This is a genomic window from Ectobacillus soli (assembly GCF_042610425.1).
In the GTDB taxonomy this organism is placed as follows: Bacteria; Bacillota; Bacilli; order Bacillales; family Bacillaceae_G; genus Ectobacillus.
The window spans coordinates 126,470-148,164 of sequence record NZ_JBGJZM010000001.1 but is presented as its reverse complement, the minus strand read 5'-3'; the positions used below and the strand labels follow the sequence as shown (position 1 = coordinate 148,164).

Below are 21,695 nucleotides of genomic sequence, written 5' to 3'. Positions count from 1 at the left end.
TATCAAAATAGTGCAGTATAAAAAAACGAGTTCCTCAACAAATGCGAGGGCACTGAAAAAGGTGGGGTTCGAAAAATGGTGCGATGAAAACTCATCAGTGCAAGCTCTTTTGTTCCAACCCCCATCGTTTTTTCACACAAGCGGGCATAAACCTATCTCTTTTGTTCCCGCCCTCATCGTTTTTTCACACAAGCGGGCTCAAATCGATCTCTTTTGTTCCCGCCCCTATCGTTTTTTCACGCGAACGGGCACATTCCTATCTCTTTTGTTCCCGCCCTCATCGTGTTTTCACACAAGCGGGCATAAACCTATCTCTTTTGTTCCCACCCCTATCGTTTTTCACGCGAACGGGTACAAACCAATCTAGATTTATCTATTCCTAACTCATAAATAAATAAGACCACTGAAAAATAGTACTTCAGTGGTCACAATAAATTCCTTGGGACTCGTTTTTTCTAGATTTTATTTACGAAGTTGTGCATGGAATGTTTCTTCCACTGCTTGTAACACAAGCTCATGGGCTTCGGTTACTTCTTCGTCTGTTAGCGTACGTTCTGGATCGTAGTAGCGCAATGAGAAAGCAAGGGACTTTTTGCCTTCCTCCATTTTTTCTCCGTCATATAAATCGAAGAGAATTGCTTCTTTCAATAGCTTTCCACCTGCTTTTACGATTACGGCTTGCACATCGTATGCAAGTGTTTTTGTATCTACAACAAGTGCAATATCACGAGAAATAGATGGATAACGCGGAATCATTTCGTATCCAACTTCCTTCGCATTGGCTTGTAAAAGCGGTGTAAGTAACAATTCAAAAACAAATGTATCTTTTATATCTAACTGTTTTTGCATTTCTGGATGCGATTGGCCGATAAAACCAATTTCTTTCCCATCAAGAAGAACACTTGCAGTTCTTCCTGGATGCAATCCATCACGCTCAGATGTTTGGTAAGTAATAGATTCAGACACACCTAACGTTTCCATTAATCCTTCTACAATTCCTTTTAAAACATAGAAATCAGCTGTTTTCTTTTCCCCTTGCCAAGCGTGCTCATAATATGTTCCTGTTAGAACAGCTGCAACATGTTGCTCTTCTTGAGGTTGTTCCTGTAAACCTGCTGGGAGGAATACGGATCCAATTTCATATAAGGCGACATTTTCAATTTTACGTGCGTTATTATATACAACAGCTTCTAGCAAATGAGGAAGCAAACTAAGTCGAAGCTGACTGCGTTCCTCACTCATTGGTAAGGATAAACGAACAGCAGCTGCTTCAGTTTGATGGATAGCAAACTGTTTTGCTCGTTCTTCATTTGTTAGCGAGTACGTAATCGCTTCATAAAGACCTGTACTTTCTAGGAAACGACGAATTTTGCGGCGTTTCGCTTGCGATTCACTTAATTTTCCGCGAGTAGTCTCTGCAACAGGAAGCGTTGATGGGATATGATCATACCCATATAGACGACCTACTTCTTCGATTAAATCTTCCGCTATTGTAATATCCGGTCTTCTTGTTGGTACAGTTACATGAAAAACTTCGCCTTCTTGCGCGAACGTAAATTGTAAGTTCGTAAATATAGTTGCTACCTGCGGGGCAGTAATTTCAGTTCCGAGAACACTGTTTATCTTTTCAGTTGTAACAGAAACGATTGTATCTGTAATTTGTAAGTGATTTGCTTCTACTATGCCTTCTAGTACTTCACCCTCTGCGTATTTTGCCATTAATGCAGCTGCCATTTCTCCAGCTTCAATTGTACGAAGAGGATCAATACCCTTTTCAAAGCGTGCACTTGCTTCACTACGTAACCCTAAATCCTTAGATGCTTTTCGTACAGTTTGTCCGGCAAAATAAGCAGACTCAATCAGTACATTTACAGTACTTGCATCTACTTCACTGTTTGCACCGCCCATTACACCAGCAACTGCAACCGCTTTTTCACCATTTGTAATAAGAAGATGCTCACGGTGTAACGTACGTTCTACATCGTCTAAAGTCGTCATCTTTTCCCCTTCATCTGCAAGACGAACAACGATTTCTTTCGAGCCTAACTTATCGTAGTCAAACGCATGAAGAGGCTGACCATATTCCATTAAAATGTAATTGGTTATATCTACTACATTATTGATAGGACGAACGCCCGCTGCCATGAGCCGTGTTTGCATCCAGATAGGAGAAGGACCAATTTTCACATTCTTCACCATTCTTGCTGTGTATAATGGACTGTCCTCTGGTGCTAGAACGGAAATAGAAATATAATCGGATGTTTTTTCTGATTGTTCTTCTAATTCGGTGGTAGGTAGCTTCACATTACTTCCTAATATAGCTGCAACTTCATAGGCAACCCCAATCATATTTAAACAATCAGCGCGGTTTGGTGTTAAACCAAGCTCTAGAATTTCATCGTTTAATCCTAGAAGCTCTATTGCATCTGCTCCGATTTCTACATCGCTTGGAAAAACAAAAATTCCATCGCTATATTCCTTCGGTACGAGCTTAGCGTCAACGCCAAGTTCTTGAAGGGAGCAAATCATACCTTGAGAAAGCTCTCCGCGAAGCTTTGCTTTTTTAATTTTTACACCACCAGGAAGTCTAGCTCCAATTTTCGCAACGGCAACTTTTTGTCCTGCTGCTACATTAGGTGCACCGCAAATGATTTGTACCGGTTCTTCCTCGCCGATATCCACAAGGCATTTATTAAGCTTATCTGCTTCTGGATGTTTTTCTCGTTCTAACACATAGCCAACGACTACGTTTTGTACCCCTTTATTTCGTACTTCCACACCTTCTACTTCAATACCGCTTTTCGTAATTTTATCAGCTAACTCTTGTGCAGTGACGCCGTCCAAATTCACATATTCTTGTAACCATCGGTATGATACGAACATGCTTCATCCCTCCTTAAGCTCGTTTAAATTGTTGTAAGAAACGCAAATCATTTGTATAGAAATGACGAATATCATCAATACCATATTTCAACATGGCAATCCGTTCTGGTCCCATACCAAATGCAAAGCCTTGGTACTCAGCCGGATCGTATCCGCCCATGCGAAGTACATTTGGATGAACCATACCTGCTCCTAGAATTTCAATCCAGCCTGTTCCTTTACACGTACCGCAACCATGACCACCGCACATCATACAGGAAATGTCCATTTCTACAGAAGGCTCTGTGAATGGGAAGAAGCTTGGGCGTAAACGAATTTCGCGATCATCCCCGAACATTTTCTTTGCAAATACTTCGAGCGTTCCCTTTAGATCACTCATACGAATGTTTTTATCGATAACAAGCCCTTCAATTTGCATGAACTGATGGGAATGGGTCGCATCGTCGTCATCACGGCGATACACTTTACCAGGACAAATGATTTTGATAGGACCTTTTCCATTATGTTTGACCATCGTTCTCGCTTGCACGGGAGATGTGTGCGTACGAAGTAATATTTTTTCATCTGAAATGTAGAAAGAATCCTGCATATCACGAGCGGGATGGCTTTTCGGAAGATTTAATGCTTCAAAGTTGAAGTAATCTTGTTCTACTTCCGGTCCCTCAGCAATTTCATAGCCCATTCCGATAAATAAATCTTCAATTTCTTCGATTACGGATGTTAATGGATGATGTGATCCGACTGCAACCTTGCGGCCTGGCAATGTTACATCGATTGTTTCAAGAGCTAAACGTTGCTTCGTTGCTGCTTTTTCAAGCGCATCTAGCTTCTCTTCTAAATGTTTTTGAATGGTTTCACGAACCTCATTGACAAGCGCTCCCATACGTGGTCTTTCTTCTTGCGATAGTTTTCCCATCCCACGAAGCACTTCTGTAATCGGTCCTTTTTTCCCTAGGAACGCAACACGTACTTCATTTAATTCCTTCAAAATAGTAGAAGACGAAATTCTTGCAAGTGCGTCCTGTTCGAGTTGCTTTAAACGATCCTCCATATAGTAAACCTCCTTAAATTGTTTCCCTACCGGAATATGTTCGGATTTGTCTATTGCTTCCTTTTTAAACCGAACAAAAAAATGACATATAAAAAAGCCTCATCCTTCGAAAAGGGACGAGACTTAATCGCGGTACCACCCAATTTAACAGCACAAGTGCTGTTCACTTCATTTTCATAACGGTCTAACCGGTACGCCTTTACACGATCCGTGGTCCCGGCGCCTACTCTAGAGGTGAATTCACATGTATCTACCATAAAAATGCTCACAGTCATCGGCATTTTCTCCCTGTATGGCGAGGAACAAGCTACTGCTCTCTTTCATCGTATTTAAAGATTCAGTTTGTTCTATTATAGAAAGTTTTTCTTTACTTGGCAACCTGGCTTTGTAAATAGTATGTCAAAATTCCAGCTGCAACCGCAACATTTAACGACTCTGCACTGCCTAGTATAGGGATATATAAATTTTTATCACATTGATCTAATATCTCTTGTCTTACGCCATTTCCCTCATTTCCAAGAACGAGAGCAAAGTTTGTAGTTGGCTGTACTTCCGTATACGCGACAGCACCGTGCAGTGCTGTTCCATATACAGGTATATGATGTTTCTGCATATGCTCCATAATTTCTTCTAATTCTCCCTTTATAATTGGAAGATGAAAAATAGATCCTTGTGTAGAACGAAGTACTTTACTATTGTATACATCCACGGTTCCTTCTCCTACGATGACCGCATCTATACCAGCAGCATCTGCCGTTCTGATAATCGTTCCAAGGTTTCCTGGATCTTGAATTCCATCTAATAGAAGATATTTTCCCTGCGTGAAGCTCGTATTTAATTCTTGTTTTTCACAAATTGCTGCAATTCCTTGCGGCGTTTCTGTTTCACACATCGTTTTCATAACTGGCTCTGAAACCATATACAATTCAATATTACTTACATCCCACTTTGATGGCACATCAATATTGTCCTGTATAATAAGCTCTCGAACGATGCCTTTTGCTTGTAAGGCCTCTTCGACAAGATGGAATCCCTCTATCATAAATAACCCCGATTTATCGCGTTCCTTTTTCGTATGTAACTTTCTCCATTGCTTGACCCGTACATTCTGCTGTGAATCGATTTTTTTCATGTAACGTCCCTCTCTTCTCGATTCATTATTATAGCCGATTTTCATACATAATTACACGAAAACATCAAAAACTAACGATATCTTATTCTGTAAAGAGGTGATACAAATTGAATTTTAATTTACGAGGTGCTGTGATTGCAAATGTGGCGCAAAATTCACAGCCAGAATTAGAAGCGACGATCTTAGATGCCATTCAAAGTGGAGAAGAGAAAATGCTTCCAGGGCTAGGTGTGCTGTTCGAAATTATATGGCAACATGCCAATGAACAAGAAAAAAAAGAAATGCTTACCACCTTACAAAACGGCTTGCAACACAACTAACAATCCAAATACAAAAACGAGAGCGAAGCATCGCTCTCGTTTTTGTATTAATCAAATGTAAGTTCATTCACTTTACTGCGGTCTAGTCGTTTGATAACTTCCACAAGCAATGTCACCGCATGTTCAAAATCATCACGGTGAAGCATAGCTGCATGAGAATGAATATAACGCGTTGCAATGGTAATTGCTAAAGCAGGCACACCTTGCAAGGATACATGAATGGATCCCGCATCTGTTCCTCCGCCTGGTACGTAATCGTATTGATAAGGAATGCCCTTTTCATCCGCAACATCTACTACAAAGTCACGTAGTCCTTTATGCGCTACAATCGATGCATCGTATAAGATAATTTGCGGTCCTTTTCCCATTTTACTGAGTGCTTCTTTATCCGAAATTCCCGGCGTATCTCCAGCAATTCCAACATCAACAGCAAATCCTATATCAGGTTGCACGAAATGAGTTGCTGTTTTGGCACCGCGAAGTCCGACTTCTTCCTGCACTGTTCCAACGCCATATACAACGTTAGGATGTTCCTCATCATGTAATCTCTTTAATACTTCAATCGCAATGGCACAACCAATTCTATTGTCCCATGCTTTTGCTAGCATCATTTTTTCGTTTTTCATCAATTGAAATTCAAAGTAAGGAACAACTTGATCTCCCGGACATACGCCCCATTCCAATGCTTCTTCTTTACTTGATGCACCAATATCGATAAACATATCCTTAATATCAACCGGTTTTTTTCGAGCTTCGGCCGGCAGGATATGAGGCGGCTTAGAGCCAATAATCCCCGTAATATCACCTTTATTCGTAACAATCGTTACGCGCTGTGCAAGCATAACCTGTGACCACCAGCCACCTACCGTTTGAAAACGAAGAAAGCCTTTCTCATCTATCTTAGTAATCATAAAGCCCACTTCATCTAAATGCCCTGCAACCATAATACTCGGTCCGTTTACTTCTCCAACTTGTTTAGCCACTAAGCTTCCTAAGTTATCATATGTAATCTCATCTGCATAAGGAGCTATATATCTTTTCATCACTTCACGAGGCTCACGTTCATTCCCAGCGATTCCTTTTGCATCTGTTAAATCCTTTAGCATCTTTAACGTATCATCCTGCATGTGGTATCCCTCCTTCTTATATACTCTATTTTACATTTGGAATCATAAATATACAAAAAAAGCTCATCCGAAAATGAGCAACGTAATCCTGTAACGTAATAAAAGAAGGGTTTTCCTATTAATATCCTTCATTTTGACGTTTATGATTTTTTTCGTTCTTTGCTAAATAGGCTTTTTCCATGTCATCTTGTGAAAAGTCTAAGGCTTCTCCTAATAGAATGAAGCTTGTAAACAATTCAATATAGTTTGTAATAGATGCTTGTTCATAGAAGGTAATGACCTTCGTATATACGTCTAAAAATAGTTGTACAGCTGATTTGCTCGTTTGCGTACATTTATAAAAAAGAAAGTTTTTGTCCACACCTAAATCAATCCCAATAGACAAAATGAAGTGTAAGCCATCCACATATTCTTCCAGTACAATGCTTCTTTCAGATGCTGGTTTTTTACTCCAATATTTAAAACAACGAGTTTCATTAGCTAATTCGCCAACTTCAACCAATAGTGCTAACGTTTTTTCCTCTAATAAATTCTGAGACTCTAAGTGGTGCTCAGATAAAATTCGCTCATCTAATTCCTTTTGTAACTTAAATAATTGTAGTACGTCCACGTTTGTATTCCTCCTCAAGTTTTCATGTTAATTATAACAGTGTACCTGCTGATGTGAAGATAATTTTTCGATTACAGATTTATCATTTTGATAATGTTCAGGAGAGTATTCAAATAGAAAAGGGGGCAGCATAGAGGATTCATTTATATACAAAAAAGCCTCAGGTCTATACCCTGAGGCTCTATTATTATTTCACTAAGCTGTTTTTTGCAACAGTTGCTAATTCAGCAAATGCGTTTTCATCAGCAACAGCAAGATCAGCAAGCATTTTGCGGTTTACTTCGATTCCAGCAAGCTTAAGTCCGTGCATTAAACGGCTATAAGAAAGACCGTTGATACGAGCTGCTGCATTAATACGAGTAATCCAAAGTTTACGGAAGTCGCGTTTCTTTTGGCGACGATCACGGAATGCATACATTAAAGATTTCATTACTTGTTGGTTAGCAACTTTGTATAAAGTATGCTTAGAACCGTAGAAACCCTTTGCTAATTTTAATACTCTCTTACGACGTTTACGAGTAACTGTACCGCCTTTAACTCTTGGCATATTGTTTCCCTCCTAGATATCTGTCCGTTCTGAAATTAATTACATTGTGTCAAGCATTTGGTGAATACGTTTAAAGTCTCCAGCACTTACTAATGATGATTTACGTAGTTGACGTTTTGCTTTCGTTACTTTGTTAGCGAATAAATGGCTTCTATAAGCATGTGAACGTTTAAGTTTACCGCTTGCAGTTTTTTTGAAACGTTTTGCTGAAGCGCGGTGAGTTTTTTGTTTCGGCATGAAGATTTCCTCCTCTAATAATTACTTTTCAATTTTAGATGCTAAAATTAAGAACATGCTTCGACCTTCCATTTTCGGTGCAGATTCAACTGTACCTACTTCCTTGCAAAGTTCTGAAAAGCGATCTAATACGCGTTGTCCAATTTCTTTATGGGTAATTGCACGACCTTTGAAACGGATTGACGCCTTTACTTTATCGCCATTTTCAAGAAATTTAATTGCATTACGAAGCTTTGTGTTAAAGTCATGTTCGTCAATGGTTGGGCTCAAACGAACTTCTTTTAAGCTAATGATTTTTTGATTCTTACGCATTTCTTTTTCTTTCTTTTGTTGCTCAAAACGATACTTACCGAAGTCCATAATACGACATACCGGCGGTTTCGCAGTTGGTGCAACCATTACAAGATCAAGATTTGCATTTGCAGCTAATTCCAGTGCTTCTTGACGAGATTTAATACCGAGTTGATCTCCGTTTGCTCCAATGAGACGTACCTCACGAGCACGAATAAGCTCGTTAACCATCATGTCCTTGCTAATAGTAAGCCACCTCCAAATTTTTATAGGAATACGTCCTGCAGTGAGACCCGAGTACAATAAAAAAAGTGCGGGTATAAACACCCACACTGTAACTGTTATTATCGTCACATTTATCGTCAACCTGTTAACAGCCATATGCGTCATCCAGGTGAGAAGCGGGTGCTCCTACTTTCTACAAGTTCGTATTTAATTAATCCTCAAGTATCATACCATAGCAAGTGAAGTCTGTCAATAATTGATATGAGTAATTGGCACAAAATCTATTTTAACAGACATCTTTAAAGTACGCAAGTTATTTTCCGAATATTTTATCCCGCATGTACAGGCATTTGCCCCCAATGTTGAAACGGAAGACGTCTAACATGGGGGCATTTACCAATAACATACAAGAATCGTCCGAACTAATTTTTATAGCTTTGCTTCCTTCTTAATCATATCTACAAATGATGCAAATGCCATCGTTTCTGAATTTTGTTCGCCGTATTTGCGGACGTTTACACCGTTTCCAGTTACTTCATTGTCACCAACTACGAGCATATACGGAATTTTTTGCATTTGTGCTTCGCGAATTTTGTAACCAATTTTTTCATCGCGTGTATCGACTTCTACGCGTACGCCGGCAAGTTTTAATTCATCTTGAACCTTCTTCGCATAATCGAGATGAACGTGAGGTGAAACCGGAATGACTTGAACTTGAACCGGAGCAAGCCATGTTGGGAACGCACCTTTGTATTCTTCAATTAAGAAAGCAACAAAGCGTTCCATCGTTGATACGACGCCGCGGTGGATGACTACTGGGCGATGTTGCTTTCCATCTTCGCCTACATAAGTTAAATCAAAACGTTCCGGTAACAAGAAGTCAAGCTGTACAGTAGATAATGTTTCATCCTTACCTAAAGCCGTACGTACTTGTACATCTAGCTTAGGACCATAGAAAGCTGCTTCTCCTTCTGCTTCATAATAATCAAGACCCATTTCATCCATAGCTTCCTTCAGCATGCCTTGCGCTTTGTTCCACATTTCATCATCATCGAAATATTTTTCCGTATCTTTTGGATCACGGTAAGAAAGGCGGAAGGAATAATCAGTTAAGTCGAAATCTTTATATACATCTAGAATCAAACGAATAACGCGTAGGAACTCATCTTTAATTTGATCCGGTCTTACGAAAATGTGTGCATCATTTAATGTCATGCCACGAACGCGTTGCAAGCCAGATAGAGCACCAGACATTTCATAGCGGTGCATCGTTCCAAGTTCGGCAATACGAATAGGCAATTCACGATAGCTATGCATATCGTTTTTGTATACCATCATATGATGCGGGCAGTTCATCGGACGAAGTACCAATTGTTCATTGTCCATATCCATCGGCGGGAACATATCATCACGGTAATGATCCCAGTGACCGGATGTTTTATACAAATCAACACTACCCATAATTGGTGTATAAACATGATCGTAGCCAAGGCTTACTTCCTTATCCACGATATAACGTTCAACAATACGGCGAATCGTTGCACCCTTTGGTAACCAAAGTGGTAAACCTTGTCCGACTTGTTGTGAATTTGTAAAGAGCTTTAATTCTTTCCCAAGCTTACGATGGTCACGCTCTTTTGCTTCTTCTAAGAAGTGTAAGTGTTGTTCTAGTTCTTCCTTCTTAGCAAATGCAGTCCCGTAAATACGTTGTAACATTTTATTATCGCTATTGCCGCGCCAATAAGCACCTGCCACACTTAATAACTTAAAGGATTTAATCTTTCCTGTAGACGGAAGATGAATACCACGGCAAAGGTCGAAGAATTCGCCTTGTTCATAAATCGAAATCGTTTCGCCGTCAGGCAATTCACGAATCAATTCAAGCTTTAATTCATCGCCAATTTCTTCATAGCGAGCAAGTGCTTCTTCTCTGCTTACTTCCTTGCGATGAATTTCGATGTTTTCTTTTACAATGCGTTCCATTTCTTTTTCAATTTTCGGTAAATCCTCAACTGAAAGGGCTTCTTCCATATCTACATCATAGTAAAAACCATTTTCAATAACTGGTCCAATACCAAGCTTTACACCTGGGTACAGACGTTTTAGTGCTTGCGCAAGTAAATGAGCACTTGAGTGACGAAGCACTTCAACCCCTTCATTAGAATCAAGTGTAATAATTGAAATCGTACCATCCTCTTCAATTGGTGTACGTAAATCAAGTAACTTCTCGTTCAACTTACCTGCAACCGCTTTTTTCTTCAATCCTGGGCTAATAGAAAATGCAATATCTTCGGTAGTTGTACCTTTCGGAAACTCCTTCACAGCTCCGTCTGGAAACGTAATATGTAATACTTCAGCCATCACTATTCACTCCTTCTTGTAATAAATAAAAAACACCCATCCCTGGAAAAGGGACGAGTGTTATATTCGTGGTTCCACCCTTGTTTCAAAGGAAAAAAATCTCCTTTGCTCAAGAAACGATAACGGATCGTAGCCGTCAGCAATTACTAATGTTCACTGCTGAAGTTCAGAGGTGGTAAGTTTCTTTTTCGTATTAGGAAGCTTCCAGCCAAACGGCTTCCCTCTCTGCTAATCGTAAAAAGAACTCATATCCTCATCATAACTTGTATATGAATCTTACCTGTCGTTATTATAGACGGATTCTTTCATAAAATCAATATGACCCACTTCGTTTTATATATTCTGTCTCATTTTTTCAAATTCACCTAGTGAGTATAGTTTAACTCGCTCTTGAAACACATTTCGAAGCGTAACAATCATTGTATCGTCTTCATGGGCAGTATAGATGTAAATAATCTTAGGGGAAATAGATAATAGCGGTGCAATAATTTGCTGATCCACGTATACATCCTCAAGCTGAAGGATACGATCATCAATATATTCACGTAAAGTTTGCTCTGAAATTCGAGAACCAGCTTCATCATAGAAGAAAATATGCTCTCGAAACACAATATGTATCGACGAAAGAATAGCATCTCTCGTACTGACTTGCTGCCGAAGTGTTTCGATAAATGCTTGATAATCTTGTTCTAACTTGTATTCATCAATGGACAGTTCAACCAATTGATTAATGTACTGCATATAAGGCCGTAATCGAAACCGAACATAGGCTTCAAAAGAAAAGGAAAGAGAGTGTTCAAACGTGCTTCGTAAGGATTGTATAATAAACCGCTTGCGTGCAAAGTGGAGTCCTTTATGTGGTAACCCTTTTCTCTTCCCATTCATAATAGAATAGGCAATATGTAATATTTCACTTTGCTCCTCTTCATTGTGATAGAAATAAGAATGTTTAACAAGTGAGCTCATCCATTTGTTTTCCTTGACTTTAATTATAAATTGAACCAGCTCTGGGATTAGAATATCCTGAATAAAAGTAGAACTGGTATCTAGTAGGATAAGTTTCCTATGCTCATGAAGGATATTTTTCTCTTGTGTCTTAGCATATTGCACGAACCGCTCGTACAAATAATTAGCATCACAATCTTCTTCAAAACTAATTTCGATCACTATCATCCCCCCTTAATGCATATATCAATTAATATATATGAACGAGATACCCAAAAAATTCTCGCTATCAGGTGAGAATACTGTAGTTCTTCTAAAACAATTAAAAAAAGAGAACAAGGTCTCCCTCATTCTCCTGTTTGTCGTCTATTATTTCCTTTTACTTCTACCGGCTTGGCTAAATACCGAATGCGTTCCATAATACGAGCTGCCTTCAACTCTTCTTCTTCACCGCGCTGTGTGTAGGTAAGATGGTGCTCAAGCAATTTAAAGTCAAAGTTAGAAGTAAAAAATGTGGGTAGATTTTCTAGCATACGAAATTGTAAAATGGTGCCGAGTACTTCATCACGCGCCCAGCTTGACATCGCTTCTGCCCCAATATCATCTAGCATTAATATCGGTGCCTGCTTCACTGCTTCAATTTTCGTATTTAGCGTATGATCCCCAATCGATCCTTTCATTTCACGCAAAAATTCAGGAACATGAACGAGCATAGATGAAACATTACGCTGCGCGAGTTCATTGGCAATTACACCAAGAATATAGGTTTTTCCTACACCAAAGCGTCCGAACAAGTACAATCCTTTCATCTTTTTCCCAGGCTCGTACTGCTCCACAAATTCTTCAGCCTCATTCACTGCATTCATTCTTCCTTTATCATTATAATCCAGTGATACTTGCTTTGCTTCTAAAATGTCACGAGGCATATACAAACTCCGAATGAGAGATTGCTGTTTTTTTTGTTGATCATGAAATATTTTTTGAGAGCAGCGTTCATATTGTAAATCAATCGTTTTCCCTGAAATAATAAGATGCGGATGATATCCTTGTAAAATATTTTTACAGGCAGCAAGGCTCGGACATTCTTTACATTGCTTACTTTGCTGTGTATATTCATATAATTTAACTAAGCTACGTTCAACAACATCTTTCGAAAGCTCTTGTGCATGTTCCACTAGAAAATTCTTTACATCTGAATCTGCTAGAATTTCTTTCTTCATATTATCATAGCGCTTCTTAAATGACTCCGTTTGTATCAACTGCGAGAGATTGTTTCTAATGTTTTGCAAATGCTTCCCTCCAAGCTACTAATTCCCTACTTGTTTTTCTATCCATTTGAACGCTTTTGCATACGTTTTCGTCTCTCTTCTATTTTTTTTCGAAGAGCTTCTGTATCAATATCTTTTTCATCCTGTACTTCAGAACTTTGCTTCTCTAAGCTTTGCTTTTCCTCTGCTAGCCAATCAGGAACAAGTTCTTTTCGTACTACCTTTTGCGAAGTACGTGTTTTTGCCTTTCTTTCTTTCGTAGATTGTGCCCATTCTAAATACTGACGTTGCTCTTGAATCGCAAGCTCCATAGCCTCTCTGACGGATGATACATGTTTTCGAGCCCAGTGTGCTGCTATTTTTTCCATATAACCTTTTTGTATTTTCATATCCATACGAAGCATGACATAGTAGATCAGAACATTAATCACACCTGGTAATAGTTTTTGATTCAGCATAATATCTTCGATTACCCGCAAATCAGAGGCTACAGGTAAAGCACCTCCAGATAGCTCTGTAAGCAATTCCTTTGGCGACACTTCTTCCAGCACTTTAATGAGCTTATCCTGCTTTGATTGCGGCACTTTGTCACGCATTTCCTGCATTTTTGCAGGTTGTACTCTTTCGCTCAGTACAGGAAGCGTATTGCTATGCTCAAATTGATACCAATCACGCGTACATTTTCGAAGCAATTCAATATCAATTTTATCCTGACCAATAATAAGAGCATCCATGACGACTTTCTTCATTGTCACATGATCGAGCTGATAGACATAAGCAAGCTTTAAAATCGTTTCTTTGACTTCCTCAGTTATCGCACGTCTTGGAATCATCGTATTGCCAATACCCTCTAAAAACAAAGAGAAATCAAAGAAATCATTTAATACTTGAGGTGAATCACTTGGAACTCTTCCAATAAGAGAGCCCTTATCTATTTGTTCCATCTCAGGCTTAAATTTTGAAAGCTGAGCAGGCGTATAAGACTGAAACACATCATTAAATGACTTCGTAATTTCACTGTATTCTTGTATATCCATTTCAGGCTGCAGAAAATACTTTTTCACTCGATTGTACTTTGTAATACCTAGCCGATTATACAAAAAAATGTTTAATACAATATCATCAAAAAATTGCTTTGGCGTAAGCGGAGCTTGCAGCTCATACAAGAACGTCCGAACGTCATTTGTTTTTTTTACAAATACTTTCATAAGGCCGATACCCTCTAATTTCATTCGTTCCTTATGAATATCAGGCAAACTCATATGCATATTCAGCAAAAGCGAATGATGAGTTTGTTCTTGTTCATTAGAAAAATCTTGATCAAGCTCTCCCCATAGTGTCATATACAGGCTAAACGCTTTGCTACCTATTATAGGCTGGTACAGCATTGTCAGGACCTTTCGATCGTAACTATACAGCAAACCTGTTGTAAAGACGCGATACCGGTCAATTGGAAGCAAATCCATCCATGATTGTCTTTCCATGCCTGCAAATCCTTTCTACAAGTGTAATCTAACGTACTACACGCCGTTCTTCTATTTTCGTTCTTTATGCAGTATGTCTTTTAGTTCATCAATAAACACATTTAAATCTTTGAATTGTCGATAAACGGAGGCAAACCGCACATATGCTACTTCATCAATATCACGTAAAGCCTCCATTACCATTTCTCCAATTATTTCACTTTTAACCTCTGATGAGCCTGCATTTCTCAGCCCACGTTCTACAGATTGCGTCACTTCTTCTAATTGCTTTAACGAAACCGGTCGTTTTTCGCATGCTTTAATTAATCCGCGTAAAATCTTTTCTTTGCTAAATTCTTCACGTGTGCCTTCCTTTTTTACTACTATTAAAGGCATTTCCTCTACCTTTTCAAAAGTAGTAAAGCGATACAGGCATTTCTCACATTCACGTCGTCTTCGAATGGAGCGCCCTTCATCAACTGGGCGGGAATCTAATACTCTCGTTCCATTGTGAAAACAAGCGGGACAACGCATATCATCACTCCTTAGCCTAATCTAATCGTTCTATAAGTACTACATTTGCTCAGCTAATCCCGTACCGATACAAGGTAATTCCTTGTCCAATTGTTCCATACAATTGTATGTTGAAACAAATGTAATATTGCAACCCCTTGTATCCTATAGTAGTTGTTCTGCTACTTTCATAGCTTGTGTTTTATTCACTTTATAATAACGACTTCGTAATTGTTCATTACTATGCGTTTCTGATGTTTCTGATATCCTTGTTAGCATTTGTTTTACTCTTCCCATAATACTCATGTAAAACTCCTCCTACTGTACAATAAAAAACAAGTAATAGACTAACCATTCTCCTTAGGAGAAAATGATTCCATATTACCATGCATTCGGAGGCATCTAACTAACATTATCAAAAAAAGAAAAAAGAGGCGTATAATACACCTCTTTTCATTCTAAAGCAATACTCCTATTTTTTAAAGAGCTTTTACTTCACGTTGTTTTATTTGAAAGTTTCCAGTACCGCGCGAAATTTCTATACATTCCCTCTTATTTTCAAAAGAGACAAATTAATTCGTCTTATGCATGTTGAACATTAGAATTAACTTCGAGTTTATTTGCAACAATTCCTACTAAATCTACTACACGACGTGAGTAGCCCCATTCATTGTCATACCAAGCTAAAACCTTTACTTTACGAGTACCCATAACAATAGTAGATAAACCATCCACTATCGCAGAATGTGTATTTGTGTTAAAATCAGAAGATACAAGTGGTTCATCACAGAATGCTACAATTCCCTTTAAGGAGCCACGTGAAGCTTCTATAAACGCTGCGTTCACTTGTTCAACTGTTACATCTTGCTGTAAATCTACTACAAGGTCAACTAGTGATACGTTTGGAGTAGGAACACGAAGTGACATTCCGTGCAATTTTCCTTTTAAATGTGGTAACACTTTAGCCAATGCTTTAGCTGCACCAGTTGTAGTCGGAATAATAGATTGTGCACAAGCACGTGCTCTTCGTAAGTCTTTATGTGGATTATCAATATTATTTTGATCATTTGTATAGGAATGAATCGTTGTCATTAGACCATTATCAATTCCAAATTTTTCATCAAGAACTTTAGCTACGGGTGCAAGACAGTTTGTTGTGCAAGATGCATTTGAAATAACATCATGTTTTGTTAAATCAAGTGTCTGATCGTTAACACCAACAACAATCGTCACATCTTCATCTTTACCAGGTGCTGTAATAATTACTTTTTTAGCTCCTGCTTCTAAATGAAGACTTGCCTTTTCTCTAGCATTGAATTTTCCTGTAGCTTCAATTACGATATCAACGCTTAGTTCCTTCCAAGGAAGTTCTTGTGGATTACGGTTGTTTAAAAGCTGAATAATTTTCCCGTCTACAACTAAGTGATCAGCAAATGCTTCTACCGTACCATCAAAACGACCATGAGTGGTATCGTATTTAATTAGATGTGCCAACGTTTCTGACGGATAGCTCGCATTGATCGCTACGATTTCGAATGCGCTTTCTTTAATGGCTTGACGAAACACCATTCTCCCAATACGTCCAAACCCGTTAATTGCCACACGAATCATATATGTTATCCCCCTTGATTGCGTTATACTATTTCTCCCTATTATCAGTATTAGTATAGCACAAAAAGAAAAGAAAGCACTAAATATTTTCATAAAAATAAAAAATTATAACTATAGAATACTCCATTGCTTTAATACTCGTAATAATTGTAACCTAGTCTCTTCTAATGTGCCATTATTATTAATAATTTCATCTGCTAGACTTTGCTTTTCTACAAGTGGCATCTGCGATGAAATACGCACACGTGCTTCTTCTTCTGTAAAACGATTTCGGTCCATAAGACGATTTATTTGTGTGTTTTGATCTACATAGACAAGAAGCGTCTTGTGTACAAGCGATGTAAGCTTGCTTTCAAATAGTAAAGGAATATCTAATACTACGGCAGCTTCTCCCTTTCGTATGTATTCCTCTTTTTTAGCAATCATTTCCTTACGCACAGCAGGATGCACAATTCCATTTAGTATGGCTCTTTTTTGATCATCCTGAAAAATTATATCACCTAATTTTTTTCTATTAATCGATTTATCTTCATGTAAAATGTCATTACCAAATGCTTGTACAATTTCTCTGTATGCGGGTTTTCCCTGATTAACGACTTCTCTTGCGATAACATCCGCATCAATTACGGGAATATTTAGCGTTTTAAACATGTCAGAGACGGTACTCTTCCCGCTTGCAATTCCTCCTGTTAATCCAATCACTATCGTCATGAATCCAGCTCTCCTTCTATATGTATATTACTTACATCTATTATACGTTACCGTACACAAAAAAACGTATAATTACGATAGGACATGGAAAAACAGACCATTTACTAGAAAAATGGTCCATTCTATATAGTATTATCCTACTTATATTTTCCATATTCCTATAATAATTAAAAGTAGCCCTGGAAGAAACGTGAGATTATATATCCATGCTTTTCCTTGAAGACATGCCCCTATCTTCATCCCCAAAAATAAAAAACTTCCGCTCATAAGCGCAACGAGCAAGGCCATTAGCCATGATGAATAACCTAACAGAGATGCTCCTATCCCTGCCCCAAACGAGTCTAGCGAAAGCGCAAGACCTAATAATAACGCCTCCATGCCAGAAATCGTACCGGACCGATCAAAATCAGCAACAGTCGGTTTTCTTAATATTTGTATAACTATACCTAGCGTAGGGATTTCTATATTCCACAACGTTTTTTCATCTGTAAGGGTATCTTCCTTACTGTCAGGACTAAAATATTGGTACAGCACCCAAGCACCGATTCCAACGAGCACTAATCCTCCTATTTGCCTCGCAACTATTGGAGAAACCATATGAATCATAAGATTTCCAATTGTCATGCTTACTAGCATCACTACTGCTGAACAGAGTGAAATAACCAGAATTGATTTAAACGAAATCGTCAGCCTTCTAAGCCCGTAAGTTAGTCCCACACTACAACTATCCAAACTTAGCGTGAAAGCTAAAAGAAAAAGAGAAAGATAGCTTTGCATCGGTAGGCTCCTTTCCATATACACCGTTAACGTATGTATATGAAGTATGCCTATCCGATGTTAATCTTTTTCTTTCTGTTGACAGACTGCACAATAATGGGTACCTCGACCACCAACAACCGTTTTCATAATAATTGATCCACATACGTTACATGGTTCACCTTCGTGACCGTATACAAGTAATTGCTGTTGGAATGTGCCAATTTTCCCTTGTGAATTCACATAAGTACGAATTGTACTCCCGCCCTTAGCAATGGCTTCTGATAACGTATGCACAATTTCTTGGTATAACGTCTGAATCTCTTCTTCAAGAAGGGAGGCTGCCTCACGTTCGGGATGAATCCGAGAACGATAAAGAACCTCATCGACATATATATTTCCCAATCCCACCAAAACATGCTGATCGAGAAGAATGACCTTAATCTTCCGATGAGACTTTTGAAGGATTTCTTGTAAATAGGAAACGGTTAAATTTGGAGATAACGGCTCAGGACCAAGTTCTATAAGGGGATGACTAATTTTTTCGTCCCCTTTTTGAAATAAATGCATCGTTCCAAACTTCCGTACATCCTGATAGCGTAATTCTGTACCATCTGTAAATCGAAAGACAACATGAGTATGTTTAGCTTTTTCTTCAGTAGCATCAAACAATCTATATTTTCCTTCCATCCGGAGATGGGACACAAGTGTGTAATTCGTTGTATAAAGAAGGAGAAATTTCCCCCTTCTTCCTATTTCCTCGATGATTTCACCTTGAAGCATCGTTTGAAACTGCTGTACATCATCAGGTTTCTTAATTAATTTTGGATACGTCACACTTACATTTTCTACTTTTTTCCCAATAATAAGCTGCCGTAATGTATTTTTTACAGCTTCAACCTCTGGTAATTCTGGCATCGCTACACTTCCTTATTTCGCATCATACCATGTAGGACCATATGCATAGTCCACCTTTAATGGCACATGTAATTCAATTGCATGCTCCATTACATCAGGAACAATTGTTTTCAAGATTTCTATCTCCTCTTTCGGAGCTTCAAATATGAGTTCATCATGTACTTGTAAAAGTAACTTAGCACGAACTTTTTCCGTTCGTAAGCGTGCATACATGTCAATCATCGCTTTTTTAATAATATCTGCGGCACTTCCTTGAATAGGTGTATTCATAGCCGTACGTTCCGCAAAGCTGCGCAAATTAAAATTACGACTTGTGATTTCTGGAATATATCTCCGGCGATTTAATAATGTTGTGACATACCCTTGCAACTTTGCCTCTTGCACAATACGTTCCATATATTCTTTTACACCAGGGAAGCTTTCAAAATACTTTTCAATAAAAGATGCTGCGTCTTTACGTGTAATGTTTAAATTCTGCGATAATCCATAATCACTAATGCCATATACGATTCCGAAGTTAACAGCCTTTGCTTGTCTTCTCATATTGGCTGTTACTTCTTCCTTGGCTACACCAAATACATCCATTGCCGTTTTCGTATGAATGTCCATATCATGATGAAATGCTTCCATCAGACCTTTATCATTCGCAATATGCGCCAGTACACGTAATTCAATTTGCGAATAATCTGCAGAAAAGATCATCCATCCTTCTTCTGAAGGTACAAAGGCTTGTCGTATCTTACGCCCTTCCTCTAGTCGAATTGGTATATTTTGTAGGTTCGGTTCTGTAGAACTTAATCGCCCTGTTTGCGTAAGCACTTGATTAAATCTGGTATGAATTTTAGATGTATCTTCGTACACAACCTTTAATAAACCTTCAATGTACGTACTATATAACTTGCCAATTTGTCTATATTGTAAAATTTTCTCTACGATTTCATGATGATGCTTTAATTTTTCTAGCACATCCGCTGACGTAGAGTATCCCGTTTTTGTTTTTTTCATCACAGGTAGATTTAGCTTTTCAAACAGTATAACCCCGAGCTGCTTAGGAGAGTTAATATTGAACTCTGCTCCTGCTAATTGGTGAATATCGGTTTCCATTTGTTTCAGCTTTTTAGATAGCTCCTCTCCCATGTCACGTAAACGGCTACTATCTACATGCACGCCTGTATATTCCATGTCAGCTAACACAATGGAGAGAGGCAATTCTAAATCTGTTAACAAATCATATTGATTGTTTTTCTGAAGCTCATCCACAAATGATTGCTTCACTTCATACAGAACATGAGCTTTGCGAGAAATATGCTCTGCTACAACGCTATCATCTGGAACCATGCGCTTTGCGCCTTTTCCATACACCTCTTCATCAGAGGATACAGCATGATGAGCCTTCATTTTCGCAACTGTTCGAAAGTCCTTATCGGTTTCAGCAGGATCAAGCAAATATGCTGCAATAAGTAAATCGAACTCAACGCCGCGCATATCAATTCCTTTCCATTTTAATGCAACGGTGGCCCGCTTTACATCGAACGTGTATTTCTTCATATCCTCGTCTGCCAACCAGTTACGAAACACTTCAGACTGCAATGCAAGCTCAGTAGGAACAAAGTAACAGCCTGTTTCATTTTGAATTCCAAACCCTTGAATGGACGCACGGTGATAATTATCTTCCTGTACTTCCACAATAAGAGCACTTTCATTTTGTAACATATCACTGCTAAGCACATCTACAATTTCAAACGATATTTGATCTAGCTCTACTGCTTCCTTTGCTTCTTCCTTTACATCCATCTTATCTAGCAACGAATGAAAGCCAAGATTTTTAAATATCGGTACTACATCATCGACAGTATATCCGTTAAATTCCATTTCATCTATGGATACTTTAATAGGAGAATGCTGATTAATAGTAGCAAGTTCCTTACTCATCATAGCTTGATCCTTATTAAGCTCAAGCTTCTCCTTTAACTTCTTTCCACTAACACTTTCTATATTCTCATAAACCTGTTCAACGGTTTTAAATTCATTCAGAAGCTTAATAGCGGTCTTCTCCCCTACACCTGGCACCCCTGGAATGTTATCCGATGAATCCCCCATCAATCCTTTCATATCAATGATTTGTGAAGGGGTTAGACTGTACTTTTCAAACAATGTTTCCGGTGTAAATTCATCTACTTCTGTAATCCCCTTACGTGTAATGGCTACAGTTGTTTGTGTAGAAACAAGCTGCAATAAATCACGATCTCCTGAAATAATTTTCACATTTGCCCCTTGCTTACTTGCTTCCAATGCGAGCGTTCCAATAATATCATCCGCTTCATAATTTTCAAGTTCATATCGTTTTACATGAAAAGCATCCAATACTTCTCGAATGAAAGGAAACTGTTCTGACAGCTCCGATGGTGTTTTTTGCCGGCCACCTTTATAATCAGCAAATGTTTGATGACGAAATGTCGTTTTTCCTGCATCGAATGCTACCAGTATATGTGTCGGCTTTTCTTCTTCCAGAATTCTCAGTAGCATCATGGTAAAACCGTAAATAGCATTCGTATGTATTCCTTTATCATTATTTAACAGTGGAAGTGCAAAAAACGCACGATAGGCAATACTATTTCCGTCCAGTAAGACAACCTTTTTACTCAAGTGGCTGTACCTCCCCATATGTTCGATAAGTTAACAAACCAATAAAAGCCGTTATATCCACTCTCTATAATAGCATGACC

General features: G+C 38.5%; 20 protein-coding genes and 3 other annotated features. Of the genes, 1 reads left to right on the top strand and 19 read right to left on the bottom strand.

Going from position 1 to position 21,695, the window contains the following annotated elements:
* Positions 1 to 462: 462 nt before the first annotated feature.
* The 3 genes from pheT to ACAN53_RS00720 form a co-directional block, all read right to left on the bottom strand.
* Positions 463 to 2,883 carry a phenylalanine--tRNA ligase subunit beta gene (gene pheT, locus ACAN53_RS00730; RefSeq protein ID WP_379965557.1) on the bottom strand — a complete coding sequence of 807 codons (2,421 nt, stop codon included), beginning with the start codon at positions 2,881 to 2,883 and terminating at the stop codon, positions 463 to 465.
* A 13-nt stretch (positions 2,884 to 2,896) separates the two neighbouring features.
* A complete protein-coding gene (pheS, locus tag ACAN53_RS00725) occupies positions 2,897 to 3,934 on the bottom strand; it encodes a phenylalanine--tRNA ligase subunit alpha (protein WP_379965554.1) in 1,038 nt (345 codons plus the stop codon).
* Positions 3,935 to 4,043: 109 nt separating this feature from the next.
* Positions 4,044 to 4,267 (bottom strand) — a binding site (T-box leader).
* 34 nt (positions 4,268 to 4,301) lie between these two features.
* A complete protein-coding gene (locus ACAN53_RS00720; RefSeq protein WP_379965551.1) occupies positions 4,302 to 5,066 on the bottom strand; it encodes a TrmH family RNA methyltransferase in 765 nt (254 codons plus the stop codon).
* A gap of 107 nt (positions 5,067 to 5,173) precedes the next feature.
* Here ACAN53_RS00720 and sspI point away from each other — a divergent pair, with 107 nt between their 5' ends.
* Positions 5,174 to 5,386 (top strand): small acid-soluble spore protein SspI, encoded by a 213-nt coding sequence (gene sspI / locus ACAN53_RS00715; protein ID WP_379965548.1) that lies wholly within the window; start codon positions 5,174 to 5,176, stop codon positions 5,384 to 5,386.
* Positions 5,387 to 5,433: 47 nt separating this feature from the next.
* Here sspI and ACAN53_RS00710 read toward each other — a convergent pair whose 3' ends face one another.
* The 16 genes from ACAN53_RS00710 to polA all read right to left on the bottom strand — a co-directional run bounded on the left by ACAN53_RS00710 (position 5,434) and on the right by polA (position 21,615).
* Positions 5,434 to 6,513 (bottom strand): M42 family metallopeptidase, encoded by a 1,080-nt coding sequence (locus ACAN53_RS00710; RefSeq protein WP_379965545.1) that lies wholly within the window; start codon positions 6,511 to 6,513, stop codon positions 5,434 to 5,436.
* 118 nt (positions 6,514 to 6,631) lie between these two features.
* Positions 6,632 to 7,123: a dUTP diphosphatase gene (locus ACAN53_RS00705; protein ID WP_379965542.1), complete on the bottom strand. Its 492-nt coding sequence runs from the start codon at positions 7,121 to 7,123 to the stop codon at positions 6,632 to 6,634.
* A 187-nt stretch (positions 7,124 to 7,310) separates the two neighbouring features.
* Positions 7,311 to 7,670, bottom strand: a complete 360-nt coding sequence (gene rplT, locus ACAN53_RS00700) for a 50S ribosomal protein L20 (protein ID WP_379965539.1) — start codon at positions 7,668 to 7,670, stop codon at positions 7,311 to 7,313.
* Between the two features lie 39 nt (positions 7,671 to 7,709).
* On the bottom strand, positions 7,710 to 7,907 hold the full coding sequence (gene rpmI / locus ACAN53_RS00695) for a 50S ribosomal protein L35 (RefSeq protein WP_379965536.1): 198 nt from the start codon (positions 7,905 to 7,907) through the stop codon (positions 7,710 to 7,712).
* A gap of 21 nt (positions 7,908 to 7,928) precedes the next feature.
* On the bottom strand, positions 7,929 to 8,432 hold the full coding sequence (gene infC, locus ACAN53_RS00690; RefSeq protein WP_379970188.1) for a translation initiation factor IF-3: 504 nt from the start codon (positions 8,430 to 8,432) through the stop codon (positions 7,929 to 7,931).
* A 65-nt stretch (positions 8,433 to 8,497) separates the two neighbouring features.
* Positions 8,498 to 8,621 (bottom strand) — a sequence feature (ribosomal protein L20 leader region).
* A 231-nt stretch (positions 8,622 to 8,852) separates the two neighbouring features.
* A complete protein-coding gene (gene thrS, locus ACAN53_RS00685) occupies positions 8,853 to 10,784 on the bottom strand; it encodes a threonine--tRNA ligase (protein WP_379965533.1) in 1,932 nt (643 codons plus the stop codon).
* A gap of 46 nt (positions 10,785 to 10,830) precedes the next feature.
* Positions 10,831 to 11,053 (bottom strand) — a binding site (T-box leader).
* 64 nt (positions 11,054 to 11,117) lie between these two features.
* The gene (gene ytxC / locus ACAN53_RS00680; RefSeq protein WP_379965530.1) at positions 11,118 to 11,951 is read right to left on the bottom strand and encodes a putative sporulation protein YtxC; all 834 of its coding nucleotides are present in this window, start codon (positions 11,949 to 11,951) and stop codon (positions 11,118 to 11,120) included.
* Positions 11,952 to 12,076: 125 nt separating this feature from the next.
* A complete protein-coding gene (gene dnaI, locus ACAN53_RS00675; RefSeq protein WP_379965527.1) occupies positions 12,077 to 13,018 on the bottom strand; it encodes a primosomal protein DnaI in 942 nt (313 codons plus the stop codon).
* Between the two features lie 38 nt (positions 13,019 to 13,056).
* Positions 13,057 to 14,481 carry a replication initiation and membrane attachment family protein gene (locus ACAN53_RS00670; protein ID WP_379965524.1) on the bottom strand — a complete coding sequence of 475 codons (1,425 nt, stop codon included), beginning with the start codon at positions 14,479 to 14,481 and terminating at the stop codon, positions 13,057 to 13,059.
* A 51-nt stretch (positions 14,482 to 14,532) separates the two neighbouring features.
* Positions 14,533 to 14,994, bottom strand: a complete 462-nt coding sequence (gene nrdR / locus ACAN53_RS00665) for a transcriptional regulator NrdR (RefSeq protein ID WP_379965521.1) — start codon at positions 14,992 to 14,994, stop codon at positions 14,533 to 14,535.
* Positions 14,995 to 15,138: 144 nt separating this feature from the next.
* Positions 15,139 to 15,279, bottom strand: a complete 141-nt coding sequence (locus ACAN53_RS00660; protein ID WP_379965518.1) for a hypothetical protein — start codon at positions 15,277 to 15,279, stop codon at positions 15,139 to 15,141.
* A gap of 276 nt (positions 15,280 to 15,555) precedes the next feature.
* On the bottom strand, positions 15,556 to 16,584 hold the full coding sequence (locus ACAN53_RS00655; protein ID WP_379965515.1) for a glyceraldehyde-3-phosphate dehydrogenase: 1,029 nt from the start codon (positions 16,582 to 16,584) through the stop codon (positions 15,556 to 15,558).
* A 111-nt stretch (positions 16,585 to 16,695) separates the two neighbouring features.
* Positions 16,696 to 17,295: a dephospho-CoA kinase gene (gene coaE, locus ACAN53_RS00650; protein WP_379965512.1), complete on the bottom strand. Its 600-nt coding sequence runs from the start codon at positions 17,293 to 17,295 to the stop codon at positions 16,696 to 16,698.
* Positions 17,296 to 17,436: 141 nt separating this feature from the next.
* Positions 17,437 to 18,072, bottom strand: a complete 636-nt coding sequence (ytaF, locus tag ACAN53_RS00645; RefSeq protein ID WP_379965509.1) for a sporulation membrane protein YtaF — start codon at positions 18,070 to 18,072, stop codon at positions 17,437 to 17,439.
* Between the two features lie 60 nt (positions 18,073 to 18,132).
* A complete protein-coding gene (mutM, locus tag ACAN53_RS00640; protein WP_379965506.1) occupies positions 18,133 to 18,969 on the bottom strand; it encodes a DNA-formamidopyrimidine glycosylase in 837 nt (278 codons plus the stop codon).
* Between the two features lie 12 nt (positions 18,970 to 18,981).
* Entirely contained in the window at positions 18,982 to 21,615 is a 2,634-nt protein-coding gene (gene polA / locus ACAN53_RS00635; protein WP_379965503.1) for a DNA polymerase I, read from the bottom strand.
* Positions 21,616 to 21,695: the final 80 nt, after the last annotated feature.